We start from the raw sequence: 26,708 nt of genomic DNA, 5'->3' as shown, positions 1-26,708 counted from the left end.
CCCGACGACGCGACGGGCCCCTGCCGTCCGCTCGGATGGCAGGGGCCCGTCGCGCACCGGTCAGGCCAGCGGGACCTGGCGGGCGAGCGCGGCGCCGCCGGCCTCGAAGGCGGCCAGGACCGAGGTGGGCGTGCCACCGGTCGCCGGGACCACGACGGTCACCGGGCGGCCGGCGGGCACCTGCACCGAACGCTCACCGAGCGACCGGTCGCCGTCCCAGGTGTGCAGGTACACCGTGCCGGCGCGGTCGGCCCGGACGGTCACCCGCACTCCGCCGGCCACCTGCCGCTGGCCGGTCAGCCGCAGCGCCCGCTCGGGCAGCCGGGTGACGGCGGCCGGAGCCACGCCGTCCACCGCCGACTGCGCGATGGTCTGCGGGCTGTGCACGCTACGGGCGGCCGTGTCCGGGAAGACCGGGGCACTGGGCTGCCGCTGGGCCGGGGTGAGGCCGGGCAGGGTGACCAGGCCGTAGCGGTACGGGTCGGCCCGGACGCCGGTGAAGGTGGACCAGCCCAGCCGGGACTGGGAGCTGAGGTCCTGGGTGTCCGAGTCGTACACCAGCACGTTGAAGCCCATCCGCGCCGGGTCGATGGCGTCGGGCAGCACCGCGAACGGGATGCGCGCCTCGATGGTGTAGCCGGTGTACGGCGCGGTGACCTTGCTGACGACGGTCATCCCCGGGGCGGTCGTGGCGCCCGGTCCCTGCCGGTTGTCGGCGTCGCGCTGCCAGCACGGCGGGTCGCCGTTGGCGGGGTCGTCGGTGACCGGGAAGATGCCCGCCTTGAACACGGTCGAGGTGTCCGTCGAGTTCCCCTTCGGGTCGACGATGATCTCCACGCTGTCGGTGCGCCGCTGCCGCTTGCAGTCCTGCGGCACCACCTTCTTGCCGAGCACGTCGTCGGTGACCTGTACGAACACGACGAGCGCGTCCTCGGTGAAGGCGATCCGGCCGGTGGCCGAGGCGTCCTGTGGCGTGGTGGCCTGTCCCTCCCAGATGCGGGACAGGTCCAGCTCCTCGCCGGGGTACTCGCCCGGGGAGCCCACCCCGTCGACGGCGTGGTCGTGCCCGGCGTGCGGCACCTCGCTGGTCGGCACGATCTCCAGGGCGCCGGTCTCCACGGTGCTGCCGGCGGCGCTGGTGGTGGTGATGGTGATCCCGTAGTCGCCGCCGTCGCCGCCCTCGTTGGCGGTCGGCAGGCTGGCGTCGCTGTTGGTGACGGTGAAGGTGACCGCCCCGGTCGCGCCCGGCGCCAGGGCCGCGTAGCTCTTGGTCGGCGCGTCGGCGGTGAAGCCGGCCGGCAGGCCGAGGGCGACGGTGCCGCTCTGGGCGGTTTCGCCGTGGTTGCGCAGGTCCACCCGGACCGTCCGGCTCTTGCCGGAGCCGAGGGTCAGCACCGGCTTGATCAGGGTGTCCAGCTGCGGATAGCCGCTGTCGCCGGCCCAGGTGCGGAACAGCCCCACCTCGGGCAGCGGCTCCAGGGTGCCGCGCACGTCGGCGACCACCCGGACCGCGCGGTCCGTACGGCCGGCGCCCTGCCCGGTGGTGAGGGACGCGCCGACGAGGTGCTGCTCGTTGGTGTCGGCGCCGGCGGGGACGGTCACGGTGAAGGTGACGGTCCGCTCCTTGCCGGCCGGTACGGCGCCGCGCACCGCGCCGGAGCCGCTGGCGGTCCAGCCCTGCGGCAGCCGCAGGGAGACCCGGGGCGAGGTGAGGGCCCGGTTGCCGGGCGCCCGCACGTGCGCGGTGACCTCGACGCTCTGCCCGGGGGCGAGGTCGAACCGGTCGGCGGTCAGGTAGAGCTCGGTGCCCTTGGGCAGCCCACCGGCGGCCGGGGGCAGGACCGAGCCACGCAGGATCGCCTCGGGCGAGGTGTCCGCCGGGTCGTACGGGACGCGGCTGTCGACCAGGGTGTAGAAATCGCAGCGGATCTTCGCGGGATCGGTGGGGGCGGCGGCGGTGTTGGCCCAGCCCTGGGTCACGTAGTCCCGGCGGGCGTCGACCTCGACCTCGGCCCAGGTCTTGCCGCCGGCGCTGCGGGCGCCCTCCCAGACGCCGAACACCTGGTCGGTCGGGACGGCCGGCACGAAACCGGTGGCGCACTGCGGCCCGGTCGTCGAGCTGCCGCTGCCGCCCGTACGCAGGAACTTCGCCGCCCGGAACGGCGTGAGCCCCTCCTTGGTGACCTGCTCCGGGAACGCCTTCGGGTCGGCGGCGGCGTGGAACGCCTCGGCGGCGAAGCGGGCGGCCTGCTGGTGGTTGCCGTGGTTGCCGGGCGTGGGCGACGGGTTCATCGTCATGACGATCTCGGGCCGGGTCTGCCGGATCACCCGGACGATCTGGGCGAGGGTGTCGTCGTGCCCCCAGATCTGCTCGGACAGGGGCGCGGACGCGGTGTACCAGAAGTCGACGCGGTCGAGGTTGTACAGGTTCTCCACCCCGGCGCGGCCGATCGCGGTGCGTTCCTCGCGCTCGCGGATGATGCCCAGCGGCGGGCCCTCCTCCAGGCCGACGGCGTTGCCGCCGCCCTCGCCACGGGTGATGGTGACGACGCCGGCCTTGGCGCCGTGCTTCTCCTTCCACTGCCCGAGGGTGGCGAGGCTGCCGGCCTCGTCGTCGGGGTGCGCGCTGACGAAGAGGACGTCCAGGTCGACGGCGTCGGTCGGCCGGGCGTCGGGGGGTGCGGCGAGGGCCACGGCCGGTGTCCCGGACAGGGCCAGGGCGAGCGCCGTGGGTAGCAGGAACGCCTTGAGACGCATGCGGATCCTTTCGCGTGACGCGAGGTCCGGGCAGCGGCCGGCGACGTCGGACGCGGGGCGTCGACGTGGGGGTCGCGGTCGGACGGTGAGAGGGCGGGCAGGGGCGCCGGGGCACGAGGGAGCGCCGGCGTCACCTCAGGTACGCAGCGGCACGGGGGTCCGTACACACTGGAAGGCCTTCGCCCGGTGACGCTAGGGACCGGCGCGGCGGCCCGTCAATGCTTTGCAAGGTCTTTCTTTATTTGCGAAAGAAACTAACCCCCCGCCGTCCGAGGTGTTGCGGGTGGTGAGTGCGCCCGTCCGGCGGCCTCCCCGAGGCTCGAGGAAGGGCGTTTCTGCTGCTCAAGAAGGAGGCCGCAAGGTAACGAGACGGTTTCGTTACTTGACTCGATAGTTCGTTCGCCGTAGGAAGGAAGTGTGACTGACGTGGTGACGCCACCAACGAGCCCGGTGAGCCGGGAGCGGTCGAAGGAGATCAAGCGGTTGTCCGTGATCTCCACCGCCCGCCAGGTGCGGGTGCTCTCCCGCGCCGAGCTGACCGAGCTCACCGGGCTGAGCCCCGCCACGCTCACCCCGCTCGTGCGCGAGCTGATCGCCGAGGGGTACCTCATCGAGCGGGGCCCGGGGACCTCCCGCACCGGCCGGCCACGGGCGATGCTGGAGTTCAACCCGCGGGCCGAGCTGGTCGCCGCCGTCTCCCTGGAGCCGTCCCGGATCAGCTGCGAGATCGCCGACAGCGACGGCGCCGTCATCGCCCACCGGGCGGTCCGGCTCGCCGGCGACATCGTCGACACCATCTGCCGGTCGGTGCCCGAACTCGCCGGCGACGGACTGCCGGCGCTGCGCGGGGTGGCCATCGCCGCGCCCGGCATCTCCACCGGCGGCGCCGTGCGCCTGGCCCCCTCGGTCGGCCTCGTCGAGGGCCGGCCGGTGGGGGAGTCGGTGCAGCGGCGGCTCGGGGTGCCGGTGGTGGTGGACAACGACGTGAACCTGATGGCGGCCGGCGAGCACGCCGCCGGCGCGGGCAGCGACGTCGCCGACCTGCTGCTGCTGCACGTGGCCGACGGCATCGGCGCCGGCCTGGTGCTCGACGGGCAGGTCCGCCGGGGCGCCGGCGGGGCCGCCGGCGAGGTCGGCTTCCTGCCACTCGACCCGACCGACCGGGGCCACGACGGGATCGGTCCGTTCGAGGCCCGCTGGTCGGAGAACGCCATCGCCGAGCGGATGGTGGCGCTGGCCCCCGGGCGGCGGCCGGACTCGCCCGTGGCCGACCTGGTGGCGCTGGCGGCCATCGACGACCGGGCCGCCGCCTACCTGGACGACGTGCTCGCGGCCTGGTCGCGGCTCATCGTCTCCTGCGTCTGCGTCGTCGACCCCGGGCGGGTGCTGCTCAGCGGGGCGGCCGCCCACCTCGACGACGCCGCCGTCGACCGGCTCCAGGCGCTGGTCACCGCCGCCGCGCCGAGCAGCACCGAGGTGCGCCGGGCCGTGCTCGGCGACCGGGCGGTGCTGCACGGGGCGGTCAGCTACGCCCTCTCCGCGGCTGCCGCCGGCATGCCGACCCTGCTGCCGACCCCTTGACCACACACCACGCACACCGCAGTTCCCCCACACCCCTCGGAGGTACCCCATGAGACGTCGACTTCTCCTCGCCGGTGCGCTCGCCACCGTGCTCGCCGCCGGCACCGCCTGCGGCGGCGGTGGTGGCGACGACGCGGCCGGCGGCGCGAGCGCCGAGAAGCTGACCATCTACACGGCCCGCGACAAGAAGGTCTCCACCTACGTCGTCGACCAGTTCACCGCCAAGTACCCCGAGTACAAGGGCAAGGTCGAGATCCTCAACCTGGGCGCCCAGGAGATCCTGGAGCGGGTCCGGGCCGAGAAGGCCAACCCGCAGGCCGACGTCTGGTGGGGCGGCACCCAGCAGGGGCTCTCCGCCGGCGCCGGCGAGGACCTGCTGACCTCCTGGCAGCCGGCGTTCGCCGCCAAGATGGACCCGAAGTACAAGGACGCCGAGGGCCGCTGGTTCGGGGAGATCCTGCTCCCCGAGGTCATCATGTACAACAACAAGGCGCTCACCCCGGAGCAGGCCCCGAAGGACTGGGACGACCTGCTGAAGCCGGAGTGGAAGGACAAGATCATCATCCGGGACGTGGCCGCGTCCGGCACGATGCGGTCGATCTACGCCGCCATGATCATGCGGCAGTCCCCGGACGGCAGCAACCCGCAGCCCGGCTACGACTGGCTGAAGAAGCTCGACGCCAACACCGGCGCGTACGCGGCCAACCCGACCGACCTCTACCTGAAGCTCTCCCGCCAGCAGGGCGTGCTCAGCGCCTGGAACCTGCAGGACGTCCTGCTCCAGGCCAACCAGTCGAACATGCCGTTCGGCTACGTGATGCCCGCCTCCGGCGCCCCGGTGCTGGTCGACGGCATCGCGGCGGTCAAGGGCGGCAACACCACCGGCGCCCAGAAGTTCATGGAGTTCCTCTTCGACGACAAGCTCCGCGCCGACCTGGCCAAGGACTACTACCAGATCCCGGCCGTGGACATCGCCGAGAAGCCGGAGTGGCTGGCCCAGCTCGGCCTCAAGCCGCTGGACGTCAACTGGGACGTCATCGGCAAGAACGAGACCGAGTGGATCAACCACTGGAACGGCCAGATCAAGAACAAGGGCTGACCGCCCGGGCGTTTCGGGGGCGGGCCCGTCCCGCCCCCGCGCCCCCACCTGACGACCGTCCAGGTCCGGTACCGCACGAAGGAGAGGACCTCATGATCGATGTCACGCTCGAGTCGGTGAGCAAGCGCTTCGCGCGCGGCGGCGACACCGCGGCCGTGGACGACGTCGACATCACCATCGCCGCCGGGGAGTTCTTCACGCTGCTCGGCCCGAGCGGCTGCGGCAAGACCACCACCCTGCGCATGGTGGCCGGGTTCTACTTCCCCACCTCCGGCCGGATCCGGTTCGGCACCGAGGACGTCACCCGCCGGCCGCCGAACAAGCGCGACACCGGCATGGTGTTCCAGAACTACGCCCTCTTCCCGCACATGAGCGTCGCGCAGAACGTCGCGTACGGCCTGAAGATCCGCAAGGTCGGGCGGGTCGAGGCGCGGCGGCGGGTCGAGGAGGCGCTCGGCCAGGTGCACCTCGCCGGCTACGGCGACCGGCGCATCGACGAGCTCTCCGGCGGCCAGCAGCAGCGCGTCGCCCTGGCCCGGGCGCTGGTGATCCGGCCCCGCACCCTGCTGCTCGACGAGCCGCTGTCGAACCTCGACGCCAAGCTGCGCGAGGAGACCCGGGTCGAGATCCGCCGCATCCAGCGCGAGGCCGGCACCACCTCCATCTACGTCACCCACGACCAGGCCGAGGCGATGGCCATGTCGGACCGGATCGCGGTCATGCAGTCCGGCCGGGTGCAGCAGATCGGCGCCCCGCAGGAGATCTACCACCGCCCGGCGACCAGCTTCGTGGCCCGCTTCATCGGCCGCAGCAACGTGCTCACCCTGCCGGTGGTCGCCGCCGACGCGCAGAGCGTCACCGTGGGCCTGCCCGCCGGCGGCGAGATCGCCGCGCCCGCCCCGGCCGACCACGGCCTGCGCCAGGGCGACACCGCGTCGGTGTCCGTCCGGCCCGAGCACATCGGGCTGACCTCGGCCACCGAGGCGGGCGCGCTGCCCGGCCGGGTCACCGAGGTGGAGTTCACCGGCATGGCGACCAACCTCGTGGTCGACGTGGCCGGCGAGCCCGTCCAGGTCGCCGCGATCGACGTGCCGGCCGGGATCGCCGCCGGCGACCAGGTCGGGCTGCGGCTGAACCGGGAGCGGATGTGGGTGGTGCGCCCGTGAGCACCCTCCCCGCCACCCCCAGCCCGGCGACCGTCGCGCCGATCACCGGCGAGCCGACGCCGCCGCGCGGCCCGCGCCGCCGGCTCGCCGACCGGTTCGCCGGCGGCACCGGCTCGCGCTGGTTCCCGTACGTCCTGGTCTTCCCGCTCGCCCTGATCCTCTTCGGGTACGTGGTGCAGCCGATGTTCGCCACCTTCGCCGAGAGCGTCGGCGTGGACGGCGTGGAGAACTACGGCAGCTTCGTCACCGGCGGCGGGGTCGCCCGCTCCTCCCTGGTCACCTCGCTGATCATCTCCGCGGCCAGCGTGCTGCTCTGCGGCGTCGTCGGCGTGGCGATGGCCTTCCTGCTCAAGCGCTTCTCGTTCCCCGGCCGCAAGCTGATCGAGGCGATCATCCTGGTGCCGGCGGCGCTGCCGCCGCTGATCGGGGCGATCTCGTTCCAGCTGCTCTACAGCGAGACCGGGATCCTGCCGCGCGGCCTCCAGCAGCTCTTCGGCGCCGAGAACCCGGTGCTGCCGTTCAGCGGCATCGCCGGCGTGCTGGTCGTGCACACGTTCACCATGTACCCGTACTTCTACCTGTCCGCCTCGGCCGCGCTGTCGGGGATGGACCCGTCGGTGGAGGAGGCGGCGTACAACCTGGGCGCCGGCCGGGTCCGCGTGTGGCGCACGGTGCTGCTGCCGATGCTCACCCCGGCGCTGGTCTCCGCCTCGCTGCTGGTCTTCATGACCTCGCTGGCGTCGTACACCGCCCCGCTGCTGTTCGGGGTGGACCAGACGATGACCATGCAGATCTACATCAACCGCACCAACGGCGACCTGCCGATGGCCTCCACGTACGCCTCGGTGCTCGGCGTGGTCTCGGTGCTGTTCCTGCTCGGCATGCGCTGGTACGAGGGGCGGCGCAGCTACCGCTCCCAGTCCAAGGGCGTCGCCGCGCACCGCCGCGAGATCACCAACCCGCTGGGCAAGTGGCTCGCCCTGACCGCCTCGGTCCTGGCCACCGCGGTCCTGCTCGCGCCGGTGGCGACCATCGCCCTGGTCGCGTTCTCCGAGGACGGCTCCTGGACCACCGAGGTCATTCCGGCGGCGTACACCACGCAGAACTTCGTCACGATCTTCTCCGACCCGGCGGCGTTCCAGCCGATCCTCAACTCGTTGCAGATGAGCCTCATCGCCACCGTCGCCTGCGTCGTCGTCGGCGTGCTCATCGCGTACGCGGTGCGCCGGCTGGACTTCCGCGGCCGGGGACTGCTGGACGTGGCGGTCATGCTGGCCTGGGCGCTGCCCGGCACGGTGGTGGCGATCAACCTGATCTCGGCGTTCAGCACGGGCAACGCGTTCAGCTTCGGACAGGTGCTGATCGGCACCTTCTGGATCATGCCGCTGGCGTACTTCGTGCGGTTCCTGCCGCTGGTGTTCCGGTCCAGCTCGGCCACCCTGGCGCAGATCGACCCGTCGCTGGAGGAGGCCGCGCGCAACCTGGGCGCGTCCTGGTGGCGGGCGTTCGGCACGGTCACCCTGCGGCTGATGCTGCCCGGCGTGGTGGCCGGCGCGCTGCTCGCCTTCGTGCACGGCGTCGGCGAGTTCGTCGCCTCCGTGCTGATCTACACCTCCGAGACCGCGCCGATCTCCGTCGAGATCAACAACCGGATGTACTCGTTCGAGGTCGGCACCGCCGCCGCGTACGGCATGCTCCAGGTTGTCCTGATCTTCGTGGTGATGGTGGTCTCCGGCCGGCTGGAAGGCGGCCGGCGCTCCAGTCGGGAGGCGGCCCGGTGGACGGCGTGAGCGCGGCCTGGCCGGCGGGCGGCGGGCTGGTCCCCGCCGCCCGGATCCCCGGCGGGGAACTGGCGGCGGTCGCCGAAGCGGCGGACTTCGCGGTGCTCCCGGTCGGCGCGGTCGAGTGGCACGGCCCGCACCTGCCGCTCGGCACCGACCTGATCCTCGCCGAGGGCTTCGCCGCCGAGAGCGCGATCCCCGGCGACGGCGCGGTGCCGTCCGGCGACGGCACCGCGCCTCCGGACGGTGCGGCCACCCCGGCGGGCCCGCGCGGGGTGCTCTTTCCCGCCGTGCCGTACGCCGCCTGCCCCGGCCAGACCCGGCCGTGGCCCGGCACGGTGGCGATCCGGCCCGAGATCGCGGTCGGCTACCTCGCCGACGTGATCGAGGGGATCGTGGCCGCCGGCTTCCCCCGGCTGCTGATCGTCAACGGACACGACGCCAACATGTCGACCGTCCGCGCCGCCATGGAGTGGGTCTCCGGGCGGCGCACGGCGAGCCTGCTGCTGGTCAACTGGTTCCAGCTGGTCACCCCGGCCGAGACCGCCGAGCTGTACGGGCCGCTGCCGGCGCGCGGGCACGGCGGCGCGTACGAGACCTCCGGCGTGCTCGGCTTCGATCCCGGCGCGGTCCGCCTCGACGCGGTCGCCGACCTGCCGCCGAAGCCGAAGCTGCCGGTCACCCACCCGTACGTGCTGGTGGAGTCCCGGCCCGACCCGTGGCAGGGCTGGTCCGGGCACATCTCGCTGGCCGGCGAGGAGGCCGGTCGCCGCGTCCGGCAGCTGGCCGGCGCCCGGCTGCGCGAGGTGATCGCCGCCTGGGTGGCCGCCCCGCCGCCCGCCCCACCCACCGACGCCCCGCTGCCCGCCGACGCCCCGCTGCCCGCCGACGCCCCGCTGCCCGCCGACGCGCCGCCGACCGCGGACGCGCCACCGACCACGCCGGCCGGTGGGTCCGAGCCCGAGGAGGCGCCGTGACCGTCGACCGTGGACTGGACGTCGTCGACTTCCACCTGCACTTCCGCATCGGCGCCGACGAGACGATCCGGGCCTGCGAGCACGCCGCCGACATGCACCCCGGCGGCGAGCACGGGCGGGCGGTCCGCGCCGCCACTTCCGCCCCGTACGCGCGGCAGTGGCGGCAGGCGTGGGGCTTCCCCGACCCGGAGCCGCCCGCCGAGCGCTGGCAGGACGAGGCGGACCGCTGGGCCGAGGAGCTGCGCGCGGTGAACGTGCGCCGGGCGGTCTTCGTCACCGGCGGCGGCAACGACACCGTCGCCGACGTGGTGGACCGCCACCCCGACCTGCTGCTCGGCTTCGCCCACCACGACCCGTACGGCGCCGGTGCCGCCGCCGAGCTGGAACGCGCCGTCACCGAGCGCGGCCTGCGCGGGCTGAAGCTGTTCGCCCCGCTGCTGCGCGGCCCGCTCGACGACGAGGCCCTCGACCCGCTCTGGGGCGCCGCCCAGCGCCTCGGCGTGCCGGTGCTGATCCACATCGGACACTACGGCAGCGCTGGCGGCCTGTCCCACGGCCGCTACGGCGGCCCGGACGAGCTGGCCCGGATGGCCCGCCGCTTCCCCGAGCTGGCTGTGGTGGTGCCGCACTTCGGCGTCCAGCACGTGCAGGACCTGCTCTTCGCCGCGTGGGGCTGCCCGAACATCCACGTCGACACCTCCGGGTCGAACCAGTGGGTGCGCTGGATGCCGTACAAGTTGACGCTGGACGAGCTGTTCCGGCGTTGCTACGAGACCATCGGCCCGCACCGGATCGTGTTCGGCAGCGACTCGTCGTGGTTCCCGCGCGGGTACGTCACCCGCTACCTCGACGACCAGCTGCGGATCTGCCGCGAGCTGGGGCTGCCCGACGACCACCTACGCGCGATCTTCGCCGGGAACGCCGAGCGCCTGCTCGGCCTGGACGACTGACCGGCTGACGCCCGGGCGCGGCGCGCGACGCCACGCCCGGCACGGAAGGAAGTAGAGACCGTCATGAGCACACCCGCGCTGACCACCTATCAGCGGCACCACCTCCGGCCGACCTACGACCACCACGTCGGGTACCTCTTCCCGGCGATGGTGCGGGCCAGCCAGGCCCACGTGGTGATGCTGGTCGAGCAGGGGCTGGTGCCCGCCGAGCGGGGCGCCCGGCTGCTGCGCGGGCTGGCCGAACTGCGCGCCGACACCGCCGGCGCGCCCGAGTTCGACGGCACCTTCGAGGACACCTACTACCTGATGGAGAAGCGGCTGGCGCAGGCGTGCGGCATCCCCACCTCCGAGCTCGACGTGCAGATGGCCCGCAGCCGCAACGACCTCGACGCCGGGGTGTTCCGGATGCTGCTGCGCGAGCAGCTCCTCGGCGTCCTCGACCGGGTGCTCGCCGCCGGCGCGACCGCCCTGGACTCCGCGCACCGCTACGCCGACGTGGTGATCACCGGCTACACCCACCGCCGGCCGGCGCAGCCCACCACCATCGGGCACGCCCTCGCCGGCTACGCCGAGGCCCTCGCCGGGGAGGCCGTCGCCTACGCCGAGCTGATCGACCAGCTCAACACCTCGCCGCTGGGCTCCTGCGCCTTCGCGGGCACCGACCTGGACATCGCCCCCGCCCGGGTGGCCGAGCTGCTCGGCTTCGACGGCCTGGTCACCAACTCGTACGAGGCGGTGGCCGGCGCCGACCACCTCGTGCGGGTCGGCACCCTCAACGCCCAGGCCCTCGCGACCGGCGCCCGGCTGGCCCGCACCCTCATGGACTGGCTGAGCTGGCGCTGGGTGAGCACGCCCGGCGACTTCACCCAGGGCAGCAGCATCATGCCGCAGAAGCGCAATCCGGTGGTGCTGGAGCACCTCGTCTCGATGGCCGGCGCCACCGCCGCCGACGCCGCCAGCGTGCTCAACAACGTCGGCGCCGCCTGGTGGGAGGACTCCAACAACGCCACCACCGACGTGCAGGTGCGGCTCTGGGAGAGCAACGACCGCACCGACCGGTTCTTCGCCCTGCTCGGCGGCTTCCTCGCCGAGATCGAGCCGCTGGAGCCGCCGTCGGCCGAGGAGATCGTCGCCTCCGGCGCCACCACCACCGCCGCGGCCGACGCGCTGACCCGGCACGGGGTGCCGTTCCGGGCCGCCCACTCGGTGGTCGGCCGGCTGGTCCGGGGCGGGGCCCCGGCCACCTGGACCGCACAGACCGTCCGGGCGGCGGCGGAGGGGATCGCCGACGGGCTGACCGACGCGGCGGTCGCCGACCTGATCGCCGCCGCCGTACGCCCGGAACTGGTGCTCGACCGCGCCCAGGTCGACGGTCCCGGCGCGGACGCGGTGCGCGCCCAGGTGGCGGTGCTGCGCGGCACGTTCGACGCCGTCGCCGGCCGGCTGGCCGCCGTCCGCGGCCGGCTTGCCGCCGCCGACGAGGCGCTGGACGCGGTCGCCGCGCAGGGGGCGGCCCGATGAGCGCGTGGGATGCGGCGGCCGGGGGCGCGGGGGTGGTCCGGTGAGCGTGCGACTCGCTGGCCGGGCCGCCCAGTCCGCGCCGCCGGCCGGCGACGGGGGCGTGCTGCTCGGCATCGACTTCGGCGGCACCAAGATGGCGGTCGGGGTGGCCGACGGCGAGGGCCGGCTGCTGGCCCGCGAGCGGGTGCCGACGTACGCCGAGCGGGGTGCCCCGCAGGCCCTGGACCGCGCCCTGGAGCTGGCCGCGAAGCTGGTGGGGGAGGTCGGCGCGCCGGTCGCGGCGGCCGGGGTCGCCTCGCCCGGCGTGGTCCGTTCCGACGGCATCGACCTGGCGCCGAACGTGCCCGGCTGGGACGGGCTGCGCCTGGCCGACGCGGTCCGGGACCGGCTGGCGGTGCCGGCCGTGGCGGTCGACAACGACCTGAACGCCGCCGCCCTGGCCGAGCTGCGGCTCGGCGCGCTCCGCGACGCCGACCCCGGCCTGGTGGTGGGCCTGGGTACCGGCGTGGCGGCGGCGGTCACGGTCCGCGGGTCGGTGCTGGCCGGGCACCACGGGGCGGCCGGCGAGATCGGGTACGCCGTGGCCGGTGCCCCGTGGCCGGGCACGATGCTGGAGCTGGGCTTCTCCGGCCGGGCGCTGGACCGGCTCGCCGAGTCGCTCGGCGTGCCGGGCGGGGCGCGGGGGCTGGCCGCCGCCGCCGAGCGGCCCGGTGCGGCCCGGGACGCGCTGACCGCCCGCGCCGACGAGCTGGCCCGGCACCTGGTCACCTGCTGCCTGCTGCTCGACCCGCAGCGGGTGGTGCTGGTCGGCGGGGTGGCCGGCAACGCGTTGATCCGCGGCCTGCTGGGGGAGCGGATGGCGGCGGTCCTGCCGTACCCGCCGGAGGTGGTGCTGTCGCGGTTCGCCGACGACGCCGCGTTGCTCGGCGCGGTCATCCTCGCCCGCGAGGCGGTGCCGACCCCCCGCTGACCGCCGGATGTGTGTGTAAGGAAGGGCCCCTTGTTAACGCTCCGCGTTAACAAGGGGCCCTTCCTTACACCCGGTGCCAGCTCTTGCAAGGAGTTGCAGTACGTGAGGCCGGCGATCCATCGTGGAACGCCGGCCTCACGGTGTTTGCGGATGATATGCCAGGTCCGCAGCGATCACCCCGGCAATGTTGCCATGAAATTTCGAGAAGTTTGCTGCAAGGTATTGCAGATCCTGCCGTCGATCGAGCATTGTCTTTGCTACCCGGACGGCCGTCCCTTCTCGTCAGTGCCTCTTCGTCCCCGGAAGTAGGTCCTTCTGTCATGGCACGATCCACACCGCCCCTGCGCGCCCGCATCCCCCGCCTGCTCCTCGCCGCCGCCGTCGTCGCGTCCGGCGCCACCCCGCTCGTGGCCACCGCCGCCGCGCCCGCCCACGCCGCCGTCGCCCTCAACGACAGCGAGGTGACGGCGAACCTGTGGGAGTGGAACTGGAACTCGGTCGCCGCGGCCTGCACCGACCACCTCGGCCCCGCGGGCTACGGCGCCGTCCAGGTCGCGCCGCCCCAGGAGTCGGTGAGCCTGCCCAACAGCGCCGACGGGGCGCACCCCTGGTACGAGGTGTACCAGCCCGTGTCCTACAAGCTGGAGAGCCGGTTCGGCAACCGCCAGCAGTTCGCCGCCATGGTCACCGCGTGCCACGCGGCCGGCGTGCGCGTCTACGTCGACGCGGTCGTCAACCACATGGCCGGCGTCAACAACGCGGCCGGCACCGTCGGCTACGCCGGCACCACATTCACCGGCTACGACTACCCGGCCGTGCCCTACGGCTACGGCGACTTCCACCACCCCGGCGACAACTGCCCGACCTCCGGCGGCATCACCGACTGGAACAACGAGTCCCAGGTGACCAGCTGCGAACTGCTCTCCCTGTCGGACCTGTACACCGAGAAGGAGCAGGTCCGCAACAAGATCGCTGCGTACCTCAACGACCTCATCGGGCTGGGCGTGGACGGGTTCCGCGTCGACGCGGTCAAGCACGTCAAGAAGGCCGACTTCGCGGCCATTCTCGGCAAGCTGAACAACACCGTGGCGGAGAACAAGCGCCCGTACGTCGCCCAGGAGATCTTCGACGGCGCCTCCAACGACGCGCTCAAGGCGCGGGCGTTCATCGGCAACGGCGACGTGCTCGACTTCGGGTACGCCAAGGGCCTGCGCTCCAGCTTCCAGGGCTCCATCGCGAACCTCGCGAACGTTCCCCACTGGAACCTCGACGCGCCCAGCGCCAACGTCTTCGCCATGGTCACCAACCACGACCTCGAACGCGACGGGGTGGTGCTGTCCTACAAGAACGGCAGCGACTACACCCTGGCCAACTACTTCGCGCTGGCGTACCCGCACGGCAAGCCCTCGGTCTACGACAGCTTCACCTGGACCAACCGCAACCAGTCGCCGCCGGCCACCGGCAGCGGCCACGTGACCGACACGGTCTGCGGCGGCGCCTGGACCTGCCTGACCCGGTCCACCGGGATCAAGGGCATGGTCGGCTGGGCCAACACCGCCCGCAACGTCAAGACCGTCTCGGACTTCACGGTCGTCAACAGCAACGTCATCGGCTTCCACCGGGGCGACCGCGGGTGGATCGGTATCAACGACTCCGCCGCCGCCAGCACCGCCCAGTTCGTCACCGGCCTCGCCGACGGCGCGTACTGCGACGTCATCTCCGGCGCCGCCTCGGCCGCCGGGTGCACCGGCGCCACGGTCACCGTGACCGGCGGCCGGGCCACCGTCACCATCCCCGCCAACGGCGCCGTCGCCATCCACGCCAACGCCCGGGGCGGCCCCGCCGCGAAGGTGGCCACCACGTTCACCGCCACCGCCTCGCTGCCCGCCGACCGGACGCTGCACCTCGTGGGCGACACCCCCGCGCTCGGCACCGGCGACCCGGCCACCGCCGTGCCGCTCACCCGTACCGCCACCGGCGCGTGGACCGCGACTGTGGACCTGCCGGCGGCCACCGCCGTCTCCTACCGGTACCTGGTCAAGAGCGGGTCCACCGTGGTCGAGCAGGAGGCTACCAGCCGCACCTTCACCACCCCCGCAGGCGGCACGACCACCCGGACCGACACCTACGTGCCGGGCCCCGTCGGCGACGCCGTCGCCACGACCTTCGCCGTCACCGCCACCGTGGCCGCCGGCCAGGAGGTCTACGTGGTCGGCGGCGTCCCGGCGCTGGGCAACTGGGCGCCGGCGAACGCGGTGCGGCTGCCCGCCGCCGGTGGCGTGTTCCGGGGCGTGGCCGACCTGCCCCGCTCCGCCACCGTCGAGTACAAGTTCATCAAGAAGACCGCGGCCGGGGTCGTCACCTGGGAATCCGGGGCGAACCGGAGCCTGACCACCCCGTCGGGCGGCACCCACACCGTCACCGAGACCTTCCGCGGCGACACCGCCGGGCCGGTCGCCACGGCCTTCCACGCCACGGCCACCACCTCCTTCGGCCAGAACGTGTACGTCGTCGGCAACCTGCCCGCCCTCGGCGGCTGGAACCCCGCGAACGCGGTCGCGCTCTCCCCGGCCGACTACCCGGTCTGGCGGGCCACGATCAGCCTGCCGCCGAACACCGTCGTCGAGTACAAGTACCTGAAGAAGAACGCCAACGGCTCCGTCACCTGGGAGTCCGGCGGCAACCGGAGCTTCACCACCCCGGCGGGCGGCACCCACACCCGCACCGACACCTGGCGCTGACGCCACCGGTGGCCGGCCCCGCCGGGGCCGGCCACCCGGCCGACCGGACCGCGCGTCGCCGCCGGCGGGTCGGGCGCCGCCCCCGCGGTGGCTACCATGGCTGCCCATGGACGAGACCTGGCACGCGCTGCGCGCCACCCCGATCGGCGAGGTACGCCGGCGCGCGGCGATCGTCAGCGAACTCACCTTCCACGCGCCGACCACGGTCGACGGGGCGGAACGGTTCGCCTGGGACGACGGCGGTGGACAGTCGACCGTGTGGCACTTGCCCCGGACGGGCGCGCGCTGCTGCTGACCCTGGTGCGCGACCGTCCGGCGAACAAGCGGTTCGGCGCCGTCGTCGACGTGCCGACCGGCCGCACGATCCACTGGGCCTGCGGCGTGTTCTGGTTCGACGGCGAGCAGTGGCGGGTCGCCGAAGGCCTGCTGGACCACTGCGACCAGACCGGCATCGACCCGATGATCGGTTCCGAGTTCGCCTACTGCCTGGGCGTCTACCACTTCGGCCGGGACTTCCTCACCCCGGAGGCCGTCGTCGCGGACACGGAGCAGGGCTGGTACGTCGACGCGGACGAGGGCGACGAGCTGCCCGCCGTCCGCGAGGTCTTCGCTCGGCACGCCGCAGCGCGCGCGGTCACCCGTCCGGACACGGTCCGTGATCTATCGTGAGTGCCGAGTGCCGGATCGAACACCAACTCACCGGGGGTAGGACGTGGGCCTGATCCACATCGAACTGTTCGCGACCCTCGACCTCGTCGGGCAGGCGCCCGGTGGCCCCGACGAGGACCCGGTCGGGTTCCCGTTCGGCGGCTGGCAGGCGCCCCTGCTGGACGCGGTCTCCGGGGCGCAGGTCGGTGCCGCCTACGAGGGCACCGACGCCCTCCTGCTCGGCCGGCGGACGTACGACATCTTCGCCGCCTACTGGCCGCACCAGGAGGGCGGCGAGGACGACGAGATCGCCACGCTCTTCAACAGGGTCCCGAAGTACGTGGCCTCCCGCGGCAGGCCCGACCTCTCGTGGGCCGGGTCCACGCAGCTCGGCCCGGACCTGGCCGGCGCGGTGCGCGAGATCCGCGACCGGCACGAGCACGTGAAGGTCGTCGGGAGCCTGAACCTGGTGCAGACCCTCCTGCGCGAGAAGCTCTTCGACCGTCTCGACCTCTGGGTGCACCCGATCGTGCTCGGCGTCGGGAAGAAGGTGTTCGACGGTGGCGCGGTGCCCACGAACGTCACCCTTCTCGAACCGCCGGTGGCCGGCCCGAAGGGCACCGTCTACCTGCGCTACGGGCTCGCCGACGGCACGCCCGCGACGGGGGACATGAGCGCACCCGATCGCGGTGCCGGACGCGACGACTGAAGCCGCCCGACAGGTGGCCCGGGCGGGCCGCCGGATTGTCGGGCCCCCGTCTCATACTGGGCCACCTGACTGCTGACGGTCGCATGCCACGACCCGACCCCTAGGCGGAGAGATGGCCAAGCTGATCAACACCGACATCGTGTCCCTCGACGGCTACGTCAACGACGAGAACGGCAAGTTCGGCTGGAGCGAGCCGGTCGAAGAGGTGCACCGCTTCCTCAACGACCTGGACCGGGGCATCGGCACCCACCTGTACGGCCGCCGGCTCTACGACGTGATGTCCTACTGGGAGACCGCCCACGAGCAGCCCGGCCACCCCGACTACATCCTCGACTACAGCGAGATCTGGCGCTCCGCCGACAAGATCGTATATTCGTCCACGCTGGCGGAGCCGCGCAGCGCCCGCACCCGCATCGAGCGCACGTTCGACCCGGAGGCGGTCCGCGCCCTCAAGGAGTCGGCCACGCGCGACCTGGCGATCGGCGGCGCCAACCTGGCCGCCCAGGCCCACCGGGCCGGCCTGGTCGACGAGATCTGCCTCATCATCTGCCCGGTGCTCGTCGGCGGTGGCACGCGCGCCCTCCCCGACCGCGTCCGCCGCAACCTGACCCTGCTCGACCAGCACACGTTCTCGCAGGGCACGATCTTCGCGCGTTACCGCGTGGACGGCTGACCCGGCGTCACCGGCACCGCTACGACACGGCCTAGGCTGCCGACGCGGCCCGCGGGTCGTTCGGCCGGATGCGCTGCGCCAGCCCGGGCGCTGAACGGTCGGGGCGGCCCTGACCACCAGTCGGCCGTGTCGCGTGCGGCGACGGCTGCCCGGAGTCGGTGCGGGCCATGCGCAGGGCACGCTGGGCGTTGTTCCAGGCCGGGCAGGGCCAGGCCTGGCCCGCGCAGAGCAGGTTGCGGCAACCACCGTCCCCGTCCGGCTCGTGGGCGTCGGCCACGTCGAGGGCGAGCTTCCACAGCAGCGGGTCGGTCACCTCGGCGGGACGGTCTGCCTGACGGTCGGACCGGGCGGTGGTGTCGGACACGAGTTGATCCCCCTTGAGCGCAGGTGTGATCTTCACCTTCTCCAGTCTGCCTGCCGGCGAAACCTCGGCACCCCTTCCAGGCTGCGCAACAGGGCGCCGGAGGGCGCGCAGGCCGGGGCCGGGTGAGCCAGCTCACCGAGCAGCCCTGCCGAGACGGGCCGGCGGGCTGCCGTTGCCGACGTAGTTCTCCCCGGCGCGCCGGTATTCACTCGGCGCGGTGCGGGGCTCGCGGCGGCCGGTTCCGGCGCATCCGCAGCGCCGCGACTGCGGCGACGATCAGCAGCACCGCCAGGGCCGGTCCACCCGCAATGACCATGAGCCCCGCTCCGATGTTGGCGCCGATCCCGCCGGCGGTCAGCACCCGCCAGGCGAGGCCGAGGAGGACGCCGGCCGCGACGAGCGGCGCCAGCACCCACCACCACCGGCGATCGAGGCGGCGGCGTGCGGTGGCCCGGATCAACCAGGCGAGCGCGAGAGCGACGCCGACGCACGCGAGGACACCGACGATCTGGTCTCCCGCCGTACCGAGGCTCACCGGCCGGATCGCGTAGTCCAACTCGACGCCCTCGGCGGCGAGCCGTCGAGCCTCGTCGCCGGTCAGGTCCCCGATGAGCCACCAGGCGGCCACCGGGCTGCACAGCACCAGGACGAGCGCGGTGATCGGAGACGTCGGTCGGTGCTGCTTCGTCATGCCTGTGGCCTTCTCCCGGCGATCTTGTCCAACCTGCTCGGCCAAGTATGTGGGTGGCCTCCGGGCGGGGCGTGAGCACACCTACTCAGGGAGGCCCGCGGGTCGACCGGCGGCCCGGACGGGACATCGACAGGGATTGACTTCTCCGCCAGCGAGCCGGCCGCCGTCTTCTACACCCTCGACCGGGCCGCACCCACGTACGCGTCGAAGCTCTACGGCTCGGCCGGCATCCGGGAGGGCGGCGAGACGCTGACCGTCCCGGCGGGGACGCGGCTCCACTGGTTATCGGTGGACTCGGCGGGCAACGTCGAGAACAACCACAGCCCCGACGGCAACGGCCGCAACTACCGCAAGGGGACCGCCGCACCCACCTGCCGGCGTCGGTGCTGCTGGTGCTCGCCGGGATCGGCTACGGCTACCTGCCCGGCCCGAACCTGGAACTCGATCCCGAGGTCGTGCTCTACCTCGTCATCCCCCCGCTGCTCTACGGCGCCGCCCTCCAGTCGAGCCTGACCGCGCTGCGCCGCAACGCCCGCACCGTGATCGGCCTGTCGGTGGCGCTCGTCCTGGTCACGGCGCTCGCCGTGGGTTGCGGGCTCAACGCGGTGGTGGCCGCCGTCCCGCTGAGCTTCGCCATCGCGGTGGGCGCGGCGGTCTCCCCGCCGGACCCGGTGGCGGCGCTGTCGATCGGCCGGCGTGCCGGCATGTCGCCCCGGCTGACCACGCTGGTCGAGGGGGAGGGGCTGCTCAACGACGCGACCGCCCTGACGATCCTGCAGGTCGCCGTGGCGACGGCGATCGGCGGCAGGTTCTCCGTCGGGCACGCCGTGGGCGACTTCCTGTTCGTCGCCGCCGGTGGGCTGGCCGTCGGCATGGCCGTCGCGTGGGTCATCGCGTACCTGCGGAAGGCGGCCTCCGATCCGCTGACCGACAACGCCCTGTCCCTGGGCACCCCGTTCGCCGCCTACGTGGCGGCCGAGAGCCTGCACGTCTCCGGCGTCCTGGCGGTCGTCGTGGCCGGCCTCTGGCTGGGCCACCGCAGCGCGTCCCTGCAGTCCAGCGGCGCACGGCTGCAGACCCGTTCGGTCTGGCACCTGGTGGAGTACCTCCTCGAGGGCTACGTGTTCCTGCTCATCGGCCAGCAGTTGCCCGCCGTCGTACGCGGGCTGGCCGCATACGACCCCGGCACCGTCGTCGCGGCGGGGGCCGTCACCGTCGGCATCGTCCTGCTCGTGCGTCCGATGTGGCTGCTGGCCGCCGCGCACCTGCCCGCCCGGATGCACGCCCGCCTCGGCGGCGACCCCCGTCCCGACAACCCGCCGTTGTCCGGTCGGGAACTGCTCGCGCTGAGCTGGGCGGGCACCCGGGGCGTCATCACCCTCGCGGCGGCGTTCACGCTGCCCGCGAGCACGCCGGCCCGGGACCTGCTGCTGTTCTGCGCGTACCTGGTCGTGCTGGTCACCCTCGTCGGTCAGGGCCTGACCTTCGCCCCGCTGCTGCGCCGGCTGCGGCTGCCGGGCACCGCCGTCAGCCGGGCGTTGACCCGCAACGAGGCGCGCGCCGCGGCGGTGCAGGCCGCCCTCGACCGGCTGACCGCCCTGGCCGAGGCCGACCCGGGCGTACGCGACGTCGCCGCCCCACTGCGTCGGGCGGCCGAGGGCCGGCACAAGCGCTACACCGAACGGGTCGCACTGCTCTCCCACGTCGAGGACCAGGTGCTGCCGGTGGACGACCGCTACCGGGCGGCCCTGCTGGCCCGCCGGGAGATGATCGCCGCCGAGCGGGACGAACTGCTCGCCTGGCGGGACGCGGGCCGCCTTGCCGACGCCGACATGCGCATCCTGGAGCGGGAGCTGGACCACGAGGAGAGCGTGCTGCCGTCGCTGCCGCCGTCCTGACTCGCCGCACGGCGGTTCAGTCCGGCAGCAGCGGCATCTCCAGGCCGGGGTCCCGGCCGAGCAGCACCGCCCGGGTGAGCGCCCCCGACCCGAACCGGTCGCGCACGGCGTCCACGGCCGCGTCCAGGTCCGCCCCCGGATCGCGGTCGAACGGCAGCGGCGGCTGGACGGGGGAGTCGTCCAGGTTCCCGACCGAGACGCCGAGCAGGGTCACGCCCCGCCGTTCGATCTCGGGCAGCGCGGCCCGCAGCAGCGCCCGCGCCGCGGCGAGCAGCGGGGCCGTGTCGGCGGTCGCCTTGGCCACCGTCCGGGAGCGGGTCGCACGGGTGTAGTCGCCGAACCGCAGGCGCAGCGTCACCGTCCGGCCGGCCCGCGTCGCCGCCCGCATCCGCCGGGTCACCCGGTCGACCAGGCCAGCGAGGACCGCCTCCAGCTCGGCGGGGGAGTGCGGCACGGCGGCGAGGGCGTGCTGCGCGCCCATCGAGGAGCGCCGGCGGCCGACCTGCACCGGCCGGGGGTCGCGGTTGTGCGCCAGGGCGTGCAGGTGCCGACCGGCGCCCGCGCCGAGCAGCGAGACCAGCGTCGCCTCGCCGAGGCGGGCGACCTGCCCGACCGTACGGATGCGCCGCTCGCGCAGCTTCGTCGCGGTCACCGGCCCGACGCCCCACAGCCGCTCCACCGGCAGGGGGTGCAGGAACGCCAGCTCCCCGTCCGGCGGGACGACCAGCAGGCCGTCGGGCTTCGCGACGCCGCTGGCCACCTTGGCGAGGAACTTCGTGCGGGCCACGCCCACCGTGATCGGCAGGCCGACCCCCTCGCGCACGTCCCGGCGCAGCCGGGCGGCGATGTCGGCGGGCGGCCCGACCAGCCGGCGCAGTCCGCCCACGTCGAGGAACGCCTCGTCGATGGAGAGCCCCTCGACGACCGGGGTGGTCCGTCGGAAGATCTCGAACACCGCGCGGCTCGCCGCCGTGTAGGCCGCCATCCTCGGCGGCACGACGATCGCCTCGGGGCAGAGCCGCCGGGCCTGCCGGCCGCCCATCGCGCTGCGGACGCCGCGGGCCTTCGCCTCGTAGCTGCACGCGAGGACCACGCCCCCGCCGACGATCACCGGCCGGCCGCGCAGGCGCGGATCGTCCCGCTGCTCGACCGACGCGTAGAACGCGTCCAGGTCGGCATGCAGGATGCTGGCCTCGGGCGACACGAACACATGTTCGCACGCGGACCCGCGACTGCGGTACTGACCTGCCCGAACGTCGCCGGATAGCATCGTTCGGCCGTCGGTCAGGCCGCTGGCGGCTCGCCTACAGCGCGTCGAACGGGCGGGCGTAGCGGAACCCGCCGCGGATCGACGACCGCCACGCGCTCAGCGGGCGGGCCATGAAGTATTGCGGCCCCCACGGCTGCGGCGGGGTGACGCCGAGGTCGACCGCCGGGCGGAACCCGAAGCGCGGGTAGTAGTCGGGGTGCCCGAGCAGCACCACCAGGGCCTCCTCGCGCGCGTCGGCCGCGCCGAGCACGGCGTGCATCAGCGCGGAGCCGACCCCGCGCCGCTGCCAGGCCGGCAGCACGCCGAGCGGGCCCAACCCCAGCGCGACCGGCTCGCCGGCGACCCGGCCACGGGTGCACACCACGTGCCCGACCACCCGCCCGGTGTCGTCGGCCGCGACGAGGGAGAGGGCCGGCAGCCACCCGTCGTCCGCCCGCAGCGCGTCCACCAACCCCGCCTCGACGGGTACGGCGTCCGGCTTCTCCGGGTCGGCGAAGGCGGCGAGGTGCACCGCCCGGATCGCGTCGACGTCGGCGGGGGTCTCGCGTCTGATCAGCACCGCGCCACGATAGGCGGCGCGAGTGCGGGGCGCGCGCCATTATCGGGTGCGATCCGGTCGCTACGGCCGGGACGCGACCGACCACGCGGCCGTCGCGGTGGCCGCGACCAGCCCGCTGAACACGAACGGTGCTTCGATTCCGATCGTCGACGTGAGCACGCCGCCGAGCAACGCCCCCACGGCGGCGGCACTGAAGCTCAGGGTGCGGCCAGCCGCCACCACACGGCCGAGCAGTTCGCGGGGCACCAGACGCTGCCGCAGCGACACGGCCGTCACGTTGAGCACGGCGAACGAGCCACTCGTGACCACGATGACGAGTACTGCAGCCCACAACTGGGAGGTCACCGCAAGCACCGCGGGAATACCGGCGGTGATGGCCAAGGACCAGGCGAGGACCACGCGATGGCGGCGGCCCGCGACGAGCCGGTCGGCGACGAGCGAGCCGAGCAGACCGCCGAGGGCACCGACGGCGAGCATGATGCCGAAGCCGGCCGTGCCGGTGCCGAGTCGGTTCGTCGCGTACAGCACCAGGATCGCGAACCAGGCACTGTCCGCCGCGGCGACCGCCGCGGTGACCACCGCCAGCGTCCGCAGCACGCGGTGGCGTACCAGCCATCGCAGACCAGCCGCCACGCCCTGGTCGACCTGCGTCGCCGCCGCCGGCGGGCGGGCGGCCAGGCTCAGCGGCAGGGTCAGTACGAGCATCACTGCCAGGGCGAGGGACGCACCGTTCGCCGCGAACGGCAGCGCCGTACCCATCACGAACAGCGCCGCGCCGACCGGCGGGCCGACGAACTCGTTTCCGACGATCTCGCCAGCCGCCAGTCTCCCGTTGGCGCGTTCGAGCAGTCGGTCGGGCACCAGGCCGGGAAGTGCCGTCTGTGCGGCCGTGTCGCGCACGGTCTCCCCGACACCGAGCAGGAAGCTGGCCAGCAGGACGAGCGGTAGCGACGCCCAGCCCGTCGCCACGGCCACTACCAGGACGGCCAGGACGATCACCCGGGCGACGTCCGCCTGGGCGAGCAGAGTACGGGCGCCGCGGCGGTCGGCCAACGACCCGGCGAGTAGACCGGTCACCAGCCACGGCAACGCCTGGGCCGCCGTGACCGCGGCCACCCCGACCGGACTGGTCGTGAGCGACGCGGCGAGCAGGGGAAACGCGGCCAGCCGGATACCGTCACCGACATTGGCGAGAGCCGCGGCGCTCCAGAACGTCCAGAACGGCCGCCCCAGCGACATCGAGCCAGTGACCATGCAGGGGATCCTGACAGACGCGGCATGCCCAAGAAAGGCCCTCGTCGATCTCCTCGACCAGAGGACCCGGGCGATGGTCGGCAGGCCAGGTCCCGTCCGGCGCGTCACCGGCGGGTCGGCGGGCACGCCGCGACCGGTGCCGTCCGGCGACCGGTGGGCGGGTCAGGACATCGCGGTCGGCGAGGGCGGGGCGGTGCCGCCCTGCGGGGCCTCCGCCGTCATCAGCCGGGCGATCTGCGCCCGGTCGGCAGCGGACGGCAGGCCCCACCCGGGGCGGTAGCCGTACACCTCGTGCAGGGGGTGCGAGGCGGTCCGGCCGTCGAGGATCTCGATCGCGTCGGTGTCGATGAGGCCCGGGTGCTCGACGCCGCAGGCCTCGGCGACCTTGACCAGGTCGCGGCGCAGCGTCCGGACGTAGTTGGCCGCGCGGACCGACTTCGAGCCGGGGTCCACGCCCCGGGCGAGCCACTGGTTCTGGGTGGCGACGCCGGTGGGGCAGGTGTCGGTGTGGCACTTCTGGGCCTGGATGCAGCCGATCGCCAGCATCGCCTCCCGGCCGACGTTGACCATGTCGCAACCGAGCGCGAACGCCACCACCGCGTTGTCGGGCAGGCCGAGCTTGCCGGCGCCGACGAACACCACCTGCTCGTGCAGGTCGCGCTCGGCGAAGACCTTGTAGACCCGGGTGAAGCCCTGCTGGAACGGCAGCGACACCGAGTCCGTGAAGATCAGTGGCGCGGCGCCGGTGCCGCCCTCGCCGCCGTCGACGGTGACGAAGTCGACCCCACGCCCGGTGTCACGCATCAGGGTGGTCAGCTCCTCCCAGAAGCCGAGGTCGCCCACCGCGGACTTGATGCCGACCGGCAGGCCCGTCTCGGTGGCGAGCAGCTCCACCCAGTCGAGCAGGCTGTCGCAGTCGGAGAACTCGGCGTGCCGCGACGGGCTGACGCAGTCGCGCCCCTGCGGGATGCCCCGCGTCGCCGCGATCTCCGCGGAGACCTTGGCCGCCGGCAGCAGGCCGCCGAGGCTGGGCTTCGCGCCCTGGCTGAGCTTGATCTCCAGCGCCCGCACCGGCGCGCCGGCGACCAGGTCCCTGAGCCGGTCCAGGCTGAACCGGCCACGTTCGTCGCGGCAGCCGAAGTACGCGGTGCCGATCTGGAAGACCAGGTCACCGCCCTTGCGGTGGTACGGCGACAGCCCGCCCTCGCCGGTGTTCTGGAGGCAGCCGGCCAGGGCGGCGCCCCGGTTGAGCGCTTCGACGGCGTTGCCGGACAACGAGCCGAAGCTCATCCCGGAGATGTTCACCACCGACTCGGGCCGGAACGCGTGGGCGCGGCCCCGCGCGGCGCCGAGCACCTTGGCGCACGGCAGCCGCACGTCGTGTCCGGCGTCCGGCGTCGACGGCGGGACGGCCCGGCCGAAGGTGCGGTGCTTGATGATCGGATATCCGGGCGTGAACTCGATGTCGTTGTCGGTGCCGAAGCCGAAGTAGTTGTTCTGCTGCTTCGCCGACGCGTACACCCAGCGGCGCTGGTCGCGGGTGAACGGCCGCTCCTCGTTGTTGCCCGCGACGATGTACTGGCGCAGCTCCGGCCCGATGGACTCCAGCAGGTACCGGGCCCGGCCGAGGACCGGGAAGTTGCGCAGCAACGCGTGGTCGCGCTGGATCAGGTCACGCGCGGCGAGGGCCGCGACGGCGGCGACGGCGGCGGGTACGGCTCGGCTTGCCCACTTCATGTCCGCCACTCTTTCCGCGATCGCCTCCCGCCAAACGGGCCGGCGACCACGCGGCCGGCGTCGCCCATCCGGACGGCGTTCCTGGGCGCGCAGGGCGGCCCGACGGATCAGTGCGGCGTCAGGAGCCGGTGGACGACCAGCATGGCGATGTCGTCGGTCGGCTGCTCGGCGCCGAGGGCGTCCATGACCGCGGCGCACACCTGCTCGGCCGGTGCCGGCCGGACCACGTCGGCGAGCTTGTCGAGGCCGACGTCGATGACCTCGTGGCGGCGTTCGACGAGGCCGTCGGTGAAGCAGACGAGCACCCCGCCCGGCGGGAAGTCCACCTCCGCCTGCTGCCGGGGCGGCGGCCGGCGACCCGTGCCGAGCGGGGGGTCGGCGTGGACCGGGATGGGCGCGCCCGGCTGGCCCGGCGCGGCGAGGACGGGGCGCAGGTGCCCGGCGGCGGAGAGCCGGATGCGGGTCCGGTCGGGGGAGACCATGGCGTAGAGCGCCGTGGTGAGGTTTCCGGCCTCGAAGTGGCTGACCTTGCGGTCGAGGAGCGTCAACGCCTCCGCCGGGTCGTCGCAGACCAGCGCGTAGGCGCGCAGCGCGCTGCGGACGCGCCCCATGACCACGGCCGACTGCAGGCCGTGGCCCGACACGTCGCCGATGACCAGGCCCAGCCAGCCCGAGGGCAGGACGAACACGTCGTACCAGTCGCCGCCGATTCCGGCGACGTGCCCGGGCACGTACCGGGCGGCCATGTCCAGGCCCGGCAGGCGGGGCAGCTGGGCGGGCAGCAGGCTGCGTTGCAGGGCGAGGGCGGCGTTGTGGTCGAGGTTGCTGGACCGGGCGAGGTTGGCCAGGCTGGCCCGGTCGGCGACCAGCTCCAGCAGGCGTACGTCGTCGGTGGTGAACCGGCGGTGGCCCAGCGTGCCGACGTGGAGCACGCCGATCAGCTCGCCCCTGGCGAACATCGGCACGCCGAGCAGCGACCGCAGCCCCATCGACAGCAGGACCGGGTTGACCACGACGTCGGGGGTGACCTCCTCGATGACCACCGGCCGTCCGGTCAGGGCGATCCGGCCGGCGAACCCGCGGCCCACGGAGACGCGGAACCCCTGCCGGACCTCCTCCTCCAGCCCCTTGGCCGCGGTGGCCACGAGCTGCTGGGAGTGCGTGTCCAGCATGAGGATGGCCGCCGTGTCGACGTCGAGCAGGTCCCGGACGCGGTCGAGGAGCTCGTCGAAGAGGTCGGCCGCGTCGAGGCGGGACAGCGTGGCATCGGTCACCGCCTCGATGCGGCGCAACCGTTCGTCGTCCTGGATGAGCCCTTGACCGCCCACCACCGGATCCTAGCCCTGACGGCGGCGGGCGCCG

22 protein-coding genes and 1 pseudogene are annotated in these 26,708 nt (G+C 73.6%); 15 read left to right on the top strand and 8 right to left on the bottom strand.

Features of this window, described 5'->3' with window-relative positions:
* Positions 1 to 60: 60 nt before the first annotated feature.
* On the bottom strand, positions 61 to 2,757 hold the full coding sequence (locus RM555_RS22215; protein ID WP_311413549.1) for a sugar-binding protein: 2,697 nt from the start codon (positions 2,755 to 2,757) through the stop codon (positions 61 to 63).
* 417 nt (positions 2,758 to 3,174) lie between these two features.
* Between RM555_RS22215 and RM555_RS22210 the strand changes: the two genes are divergently transcribed.
* The 13 genes from RM555_RS22210 to RM555_RS22150 all read left to right on the top strand — a co-directional run bounded on the left by RM555_RS22210 (position 3,175) and on the right by RM555_RS22150 (position 17,573).
* A complete protein-coding gene (locus tag RM555_RS22210; RefSeq protein ID WP_311413548.1) occupies positions 3,175 to 4,338 on the top strand; it encodes an ROK family protein in 1,164 nt (387 codons plus the stop codon).
* Positions 4,339 to 4,387: 49 nt separating this feature from the next.
* Entirely contained in the window at positions 4,388 to 5,437 is a 1,050-nt protein-coding gene (locus tag RM555_RS22205; RefSeq protein WP_311413547.1) for an extracellular solute-binding protein, read from the top strand.
* A gap of 92 nt (positions 5,438 to 5,529) precedes the next feature.
* Entirely contained in the window at positions 5,530 to 6,603 is a 1,074-nt protein-coding gene (locus RM555_RS22200) for an ABC transporter ATP-binding protein (protein ID WP_311413546.1), read from the top strand.
* The gene (locus tag RM555_RS22195) at positions 6,600 to 8,393 is read left to right on the top strand and encodes an ABC transporter permease (protein ID WP_311413545.1); all 1,794 of its coding nucleotides are present in this window, start codon (positions 6,600 to 6,602) and stop codon (positions 8,391 to 8,393) included. The genes RM555_RS22200 and RM555_RS22195 overlap by 4 nt, the downstream gene beginning before the upstream one ends.
* Positions 8,381 to 9,361, top strand: coding sequence for a creatininase family protein (locus RM555_RS22190; protein WP_311413544.1), 981 nt, complete (start codon positions 8,381 to 8,383; stop codon positions 9,359 to 9,361). The genes RM555_RS22195 and RM555_RS22190 overlap by 13 nt, the downstream gene beginning before the upstream one ends.
* On the top strand, positions 9,358 to 10,311 hold the full coding sequence (locus RM555_RS22185) for an amidohydrolase family protein (protein WP_311413543.1): 954 nt from the start codon (positions 9,358 to 9,360) through the stop codon (positions 10,309 to 10,311). Before RM555_RS22190 ends, RM555_RS22185 begins: the two co-directional genes overlap by 4 nt.
* A 63-nt stretch (positions 10,312 to 10,374) precedes the next feature.
* A complete protein-coding gene (locus tag RM555_RS22180) occupies positions 10,375 to 11,832 on the top strand; it encodes an argininosuccinate lyase (RefSeq protein ID WP_311413542.1) in 1,458 nt (485 codons plus the stop codon).
* Between the two features lie 40 nt (positions 11,833 to 11,872).
* A complete protein-coding gene (locus tag RM555_RS22175; protein ID WP_311413541.1) occupies positions 11,873 to 12,802 on the top strand; it encodes an ROK family protein in 930 nt (309 codons plus the stop codon).
* A 320-nt stretch (positions 12,803 to 13,122) separates the two neighbouring features.
* Positions 13,123 to 15,543, top strand: coding sequence for a carbohydrate-binding module family 20 domain-containing protein (locus RM555_RS22170; RefSeq protein ID WP_311413540.1), 2,421 nt, complete (start codon positions 13,123 to 13,125; stop codon positions 15,541 to 15,543).
* A gap of 106 nt (positions 15,544 to 15,649) precedes the next feature.
* Positions 15,650 to 15,838 (top strand): hypothetical protein, encoded by a 189-nt coding sequence (locus RM555_RS22165; RefSeq protein WP_311413539.1) that lies wholly within the window; start codon positions 15,650 to 15,652, stop codon positions 15,836 to 15,838.
* Positions 15,802 to 16,212, top strand: coding sequence for a hypothetical protein (locus RM555_RS22160; RefSeq protein ID WP_311413538.1), 411 nt, complete (start codon positions 15,802 to 15,804; stop codon positions 16,210 to 16,212). Before RM555_RS22165 ends, RM555_RS22160 begins: the two co-directional genes overlap by 37 nt.
* A gap of 43 nt (positions 16,213 to 16,255) precedes the next feature.
* On the top strand, positions 16,256 to 16,900 hold the full coding sequence (locus RM555_RS22155; RefSeq protein ID WP_311413537.1) for a dihydrofolate reductase family protein: 645 nt from the start codon (positions 16,256 to 16,258) through the stop codon (positions 16,898 to 16,900).
* Between the two features lie 112 nt (positions 16,901 to 17,012).
* Positions 17,013 to 17,573: a dihydrofolate reductase family protein gene (locus RM555_RS22150; RefSeq protein ID WP_311413536.1), complete on the top strand. Its 561-nt coding sequence runs from the start codon at positions 17,013 to 17,015 to the stop codon at positions 17,571 to 17,573.
* Between the two features lie 31 nt (positions 17,574 to 17,604).
* On the opposite strand, the gene RM555_RS22145 is transcribed toward RM555_RS22150, so the two are convergent.
* Both RM555_RS22145 and RM555_RS22140 read right to left on the bottom strand, forming a co-directional pair.
* Positions 17,605 to 17,937, bottom strand: a complete 333-nt coding sequence (locus RM555_RS22145; RefSeq protein ID WP_311413558.1) for a hypothetical protein — start codon at positions 17,935 to 17,937, stop codon at positions 17,605 to 17,607.
* A 205-nt stretch (positions 17,938 to 18,142) separates the two neighbouring features.
* Complete coding sequence (locus RM555_RS22140) at positions 18,143 to 18,628, bottom strand: hypothetical protein (RefSeq protein WP_311413535.1); 486 nt, start codon at positions 18,626 to 18,628, stop codon at positions 18,143 to 18,145.
* A 135-nt stretch (positions 18,629 to 18,763) separates the two neighbouring features.
* Here RM555_RS22140 and RM555_RS31060 point away from each other — a divergent pair.
* Together RM555_RS31060 and RM555_RS22135 are read left to right on the top strand one after the other, a co-directional pair.
* A pseudogene (locus RM555_RS31060) lies at positions 18,764 to 18,928 on the top strand (chitobiase/beta-hexosaminidase C-terminal domain-containing protein); the annotation flags it as partial.
* Entirely contained in the window at positions 18,907 to 20,526 is a 1,620-nt protein-coding gene (locus RM555_RS22135) for a Na+/H+ antiporter (protein WP_311413557.1), read from the top strand. The pseudogene RM555_RS31060 and the gene RM555_RS22135, both read left to right, overlap by 22 nt.
* A gap of 16 nt (positions 20,527 to 20,542) precedes the next feature.
* Here RM555_RS22135 and dinB read toward each other — a convergent pair whose 3' ends face one another.
* From dinB to RM555_RS22110, 5 genes are all read right to left on the bottom strand, one after another.
* Entirely contained in the window at positions 20,543 to 21,730 is a 1,188-nt protein-coding gene (gene dinB / locus RM555_RS22130) for a DNA polymerase IV (protein WP_311413534.1), read from the bottom strand.
* Between the two features lie 100 nt (positions 21,731 to 21,830).
* The gene (locus tag RM555_RS22125) at positions 21,831 to 22,355 is read right to left on the bottom strand and encodes a GNAT family N-acetyltransferase (RefSeq protein ID WP_311413533.1); all 525 of its coding nucleotides are present in this window, start codon (positions 22,353 to 22,355) and stop codon (positions 21,831 to 21,833) included.
* Between the two features lie 60 nt (positions 22,356 to 22,415).
* The gene (locus RM555_RS22120; RefSeq protein ID WP_311413556.1) at positions 22,416 to 23,609 is read right to left on the bottom strand and encodes an MFS transporter; all 1,194 of its coding nucleotides are present in this window, start codon (positions 23,607 to 23,609) and stop codon (positions 22,416 to 22,418) included.
* A gap of 162 nt (positions 23,610 to 23,771) precedes the next feature.
* On the bottom strand, positions 23,772 to 25,346 hold the full coding sequence (locus RM555_RS22115; protein WP_311413532.1) for an FMN-binding glutamate synthase family protein: 1,575 nt from the start codon (positions 25,344 to 25,346) through the stop codon (positions 23,772 to 23,774).
* A gap of 107 nt (positions 25,347 to 25,453) precedes the next feature.
* A complete protein-coding gene (locus RM555_RS22110; protein ID WP_311413531.1) occupies positions 25,454 to 26,674 on the bottom strand; it encodes a PP2C family protein-serine/threonine phosphatase in 1,221 nt (406 codons plus the stop codon).
* Between the last annotated feature and the right edge of the window lie 34 nt (positions 26,675 to 26,708).

The organism is Micromonospora reichwaldensis (assembly GCF_031845925.1).
GTDB lineage: Bacteria > Actinomycetota > Actinomycetes > Mycobacteriales > Micromonosporaceae > Micromonospora > Micromonospora reichwaldensis.
This window is presented reverse-complemented; position numbering and strand designations above follow the sequence as displayed.

Excerpts from the sequence above, each read along its gene's own strand:
- RM555_RS22200 (WP_311413546.1), top strand. The coding sequence starts at position 5,530 with ATGATCGATGTCACGCTCGAGTCGGTGAGCAAGCGCTTCGCGCGCGGC.
- RM555_RS22180 (WP_311413542.1), top strand. The coding sequence starts at position 10,375 with ATGAGCACACCCGCGCTGACCACCTATCAGCGGCACCACCTCCGGCCG.
- RM555_RS22150 (WP_311413536.1), top strand. The coding sequence starts at position 17,013 with ATGGCCAAGCTGATCAACACCGACATCGTGTCCCTCGACGGCTACGTC.
- RM555_RS22170 (WP_311413540.1), top strand. The coding sequence starts at position 13,123 with ATGGCACGATCCACACCGCCCCTGCGCGCCCGCATCCCCCGCCTGCTC.
- RM555_RS22120 (WP_311413556.1), bottom strand. The coding sequence starts at position 23,609 with ATGGTCACTGGCTCGATGTCGCTGGGGCGGCCGTTCTGGACGTTCTGG.
- RM555_RS22205 (WP_311413547.1), top strand. The coding sequence starts at position 4,388 with ATGAGACGTCGACTTCTCCTCGCCGGTGCGCTCGCCACCGTGCTCGCC.
- RM555_RS22215 (WP_311413549.1), bottom strand. The coding sequence starts at position 2,757 with ATGCGTCTCAAGGCGTTCCTGCTACCCACGGCGCTCGCCCTGGCCCTG.
- RM555_RS22140 (WP_311413535.1), bottom strand. The coding sequence starts at position 18,628 with ATGACGAAGCAGCACCGACCGACGTCTCCGATCACCGCGCTCGTCCTG.
- RM555_RS22115 (WP_311413532.1), bottom strand. The coding sequence starts at position 25,346 with ATGAAGTGGGCAAGCCGAGCCGTACCCGCCGCCGTCGCCGCCGTCGCG.
- RM555_RS22165 (WP_311413539.1), top strand. The coding sequence starts at position 15,650 with ATGGACGAGACCTGGCACGCGCTGCGCGCCACCCCGATCGGCGAGGTA.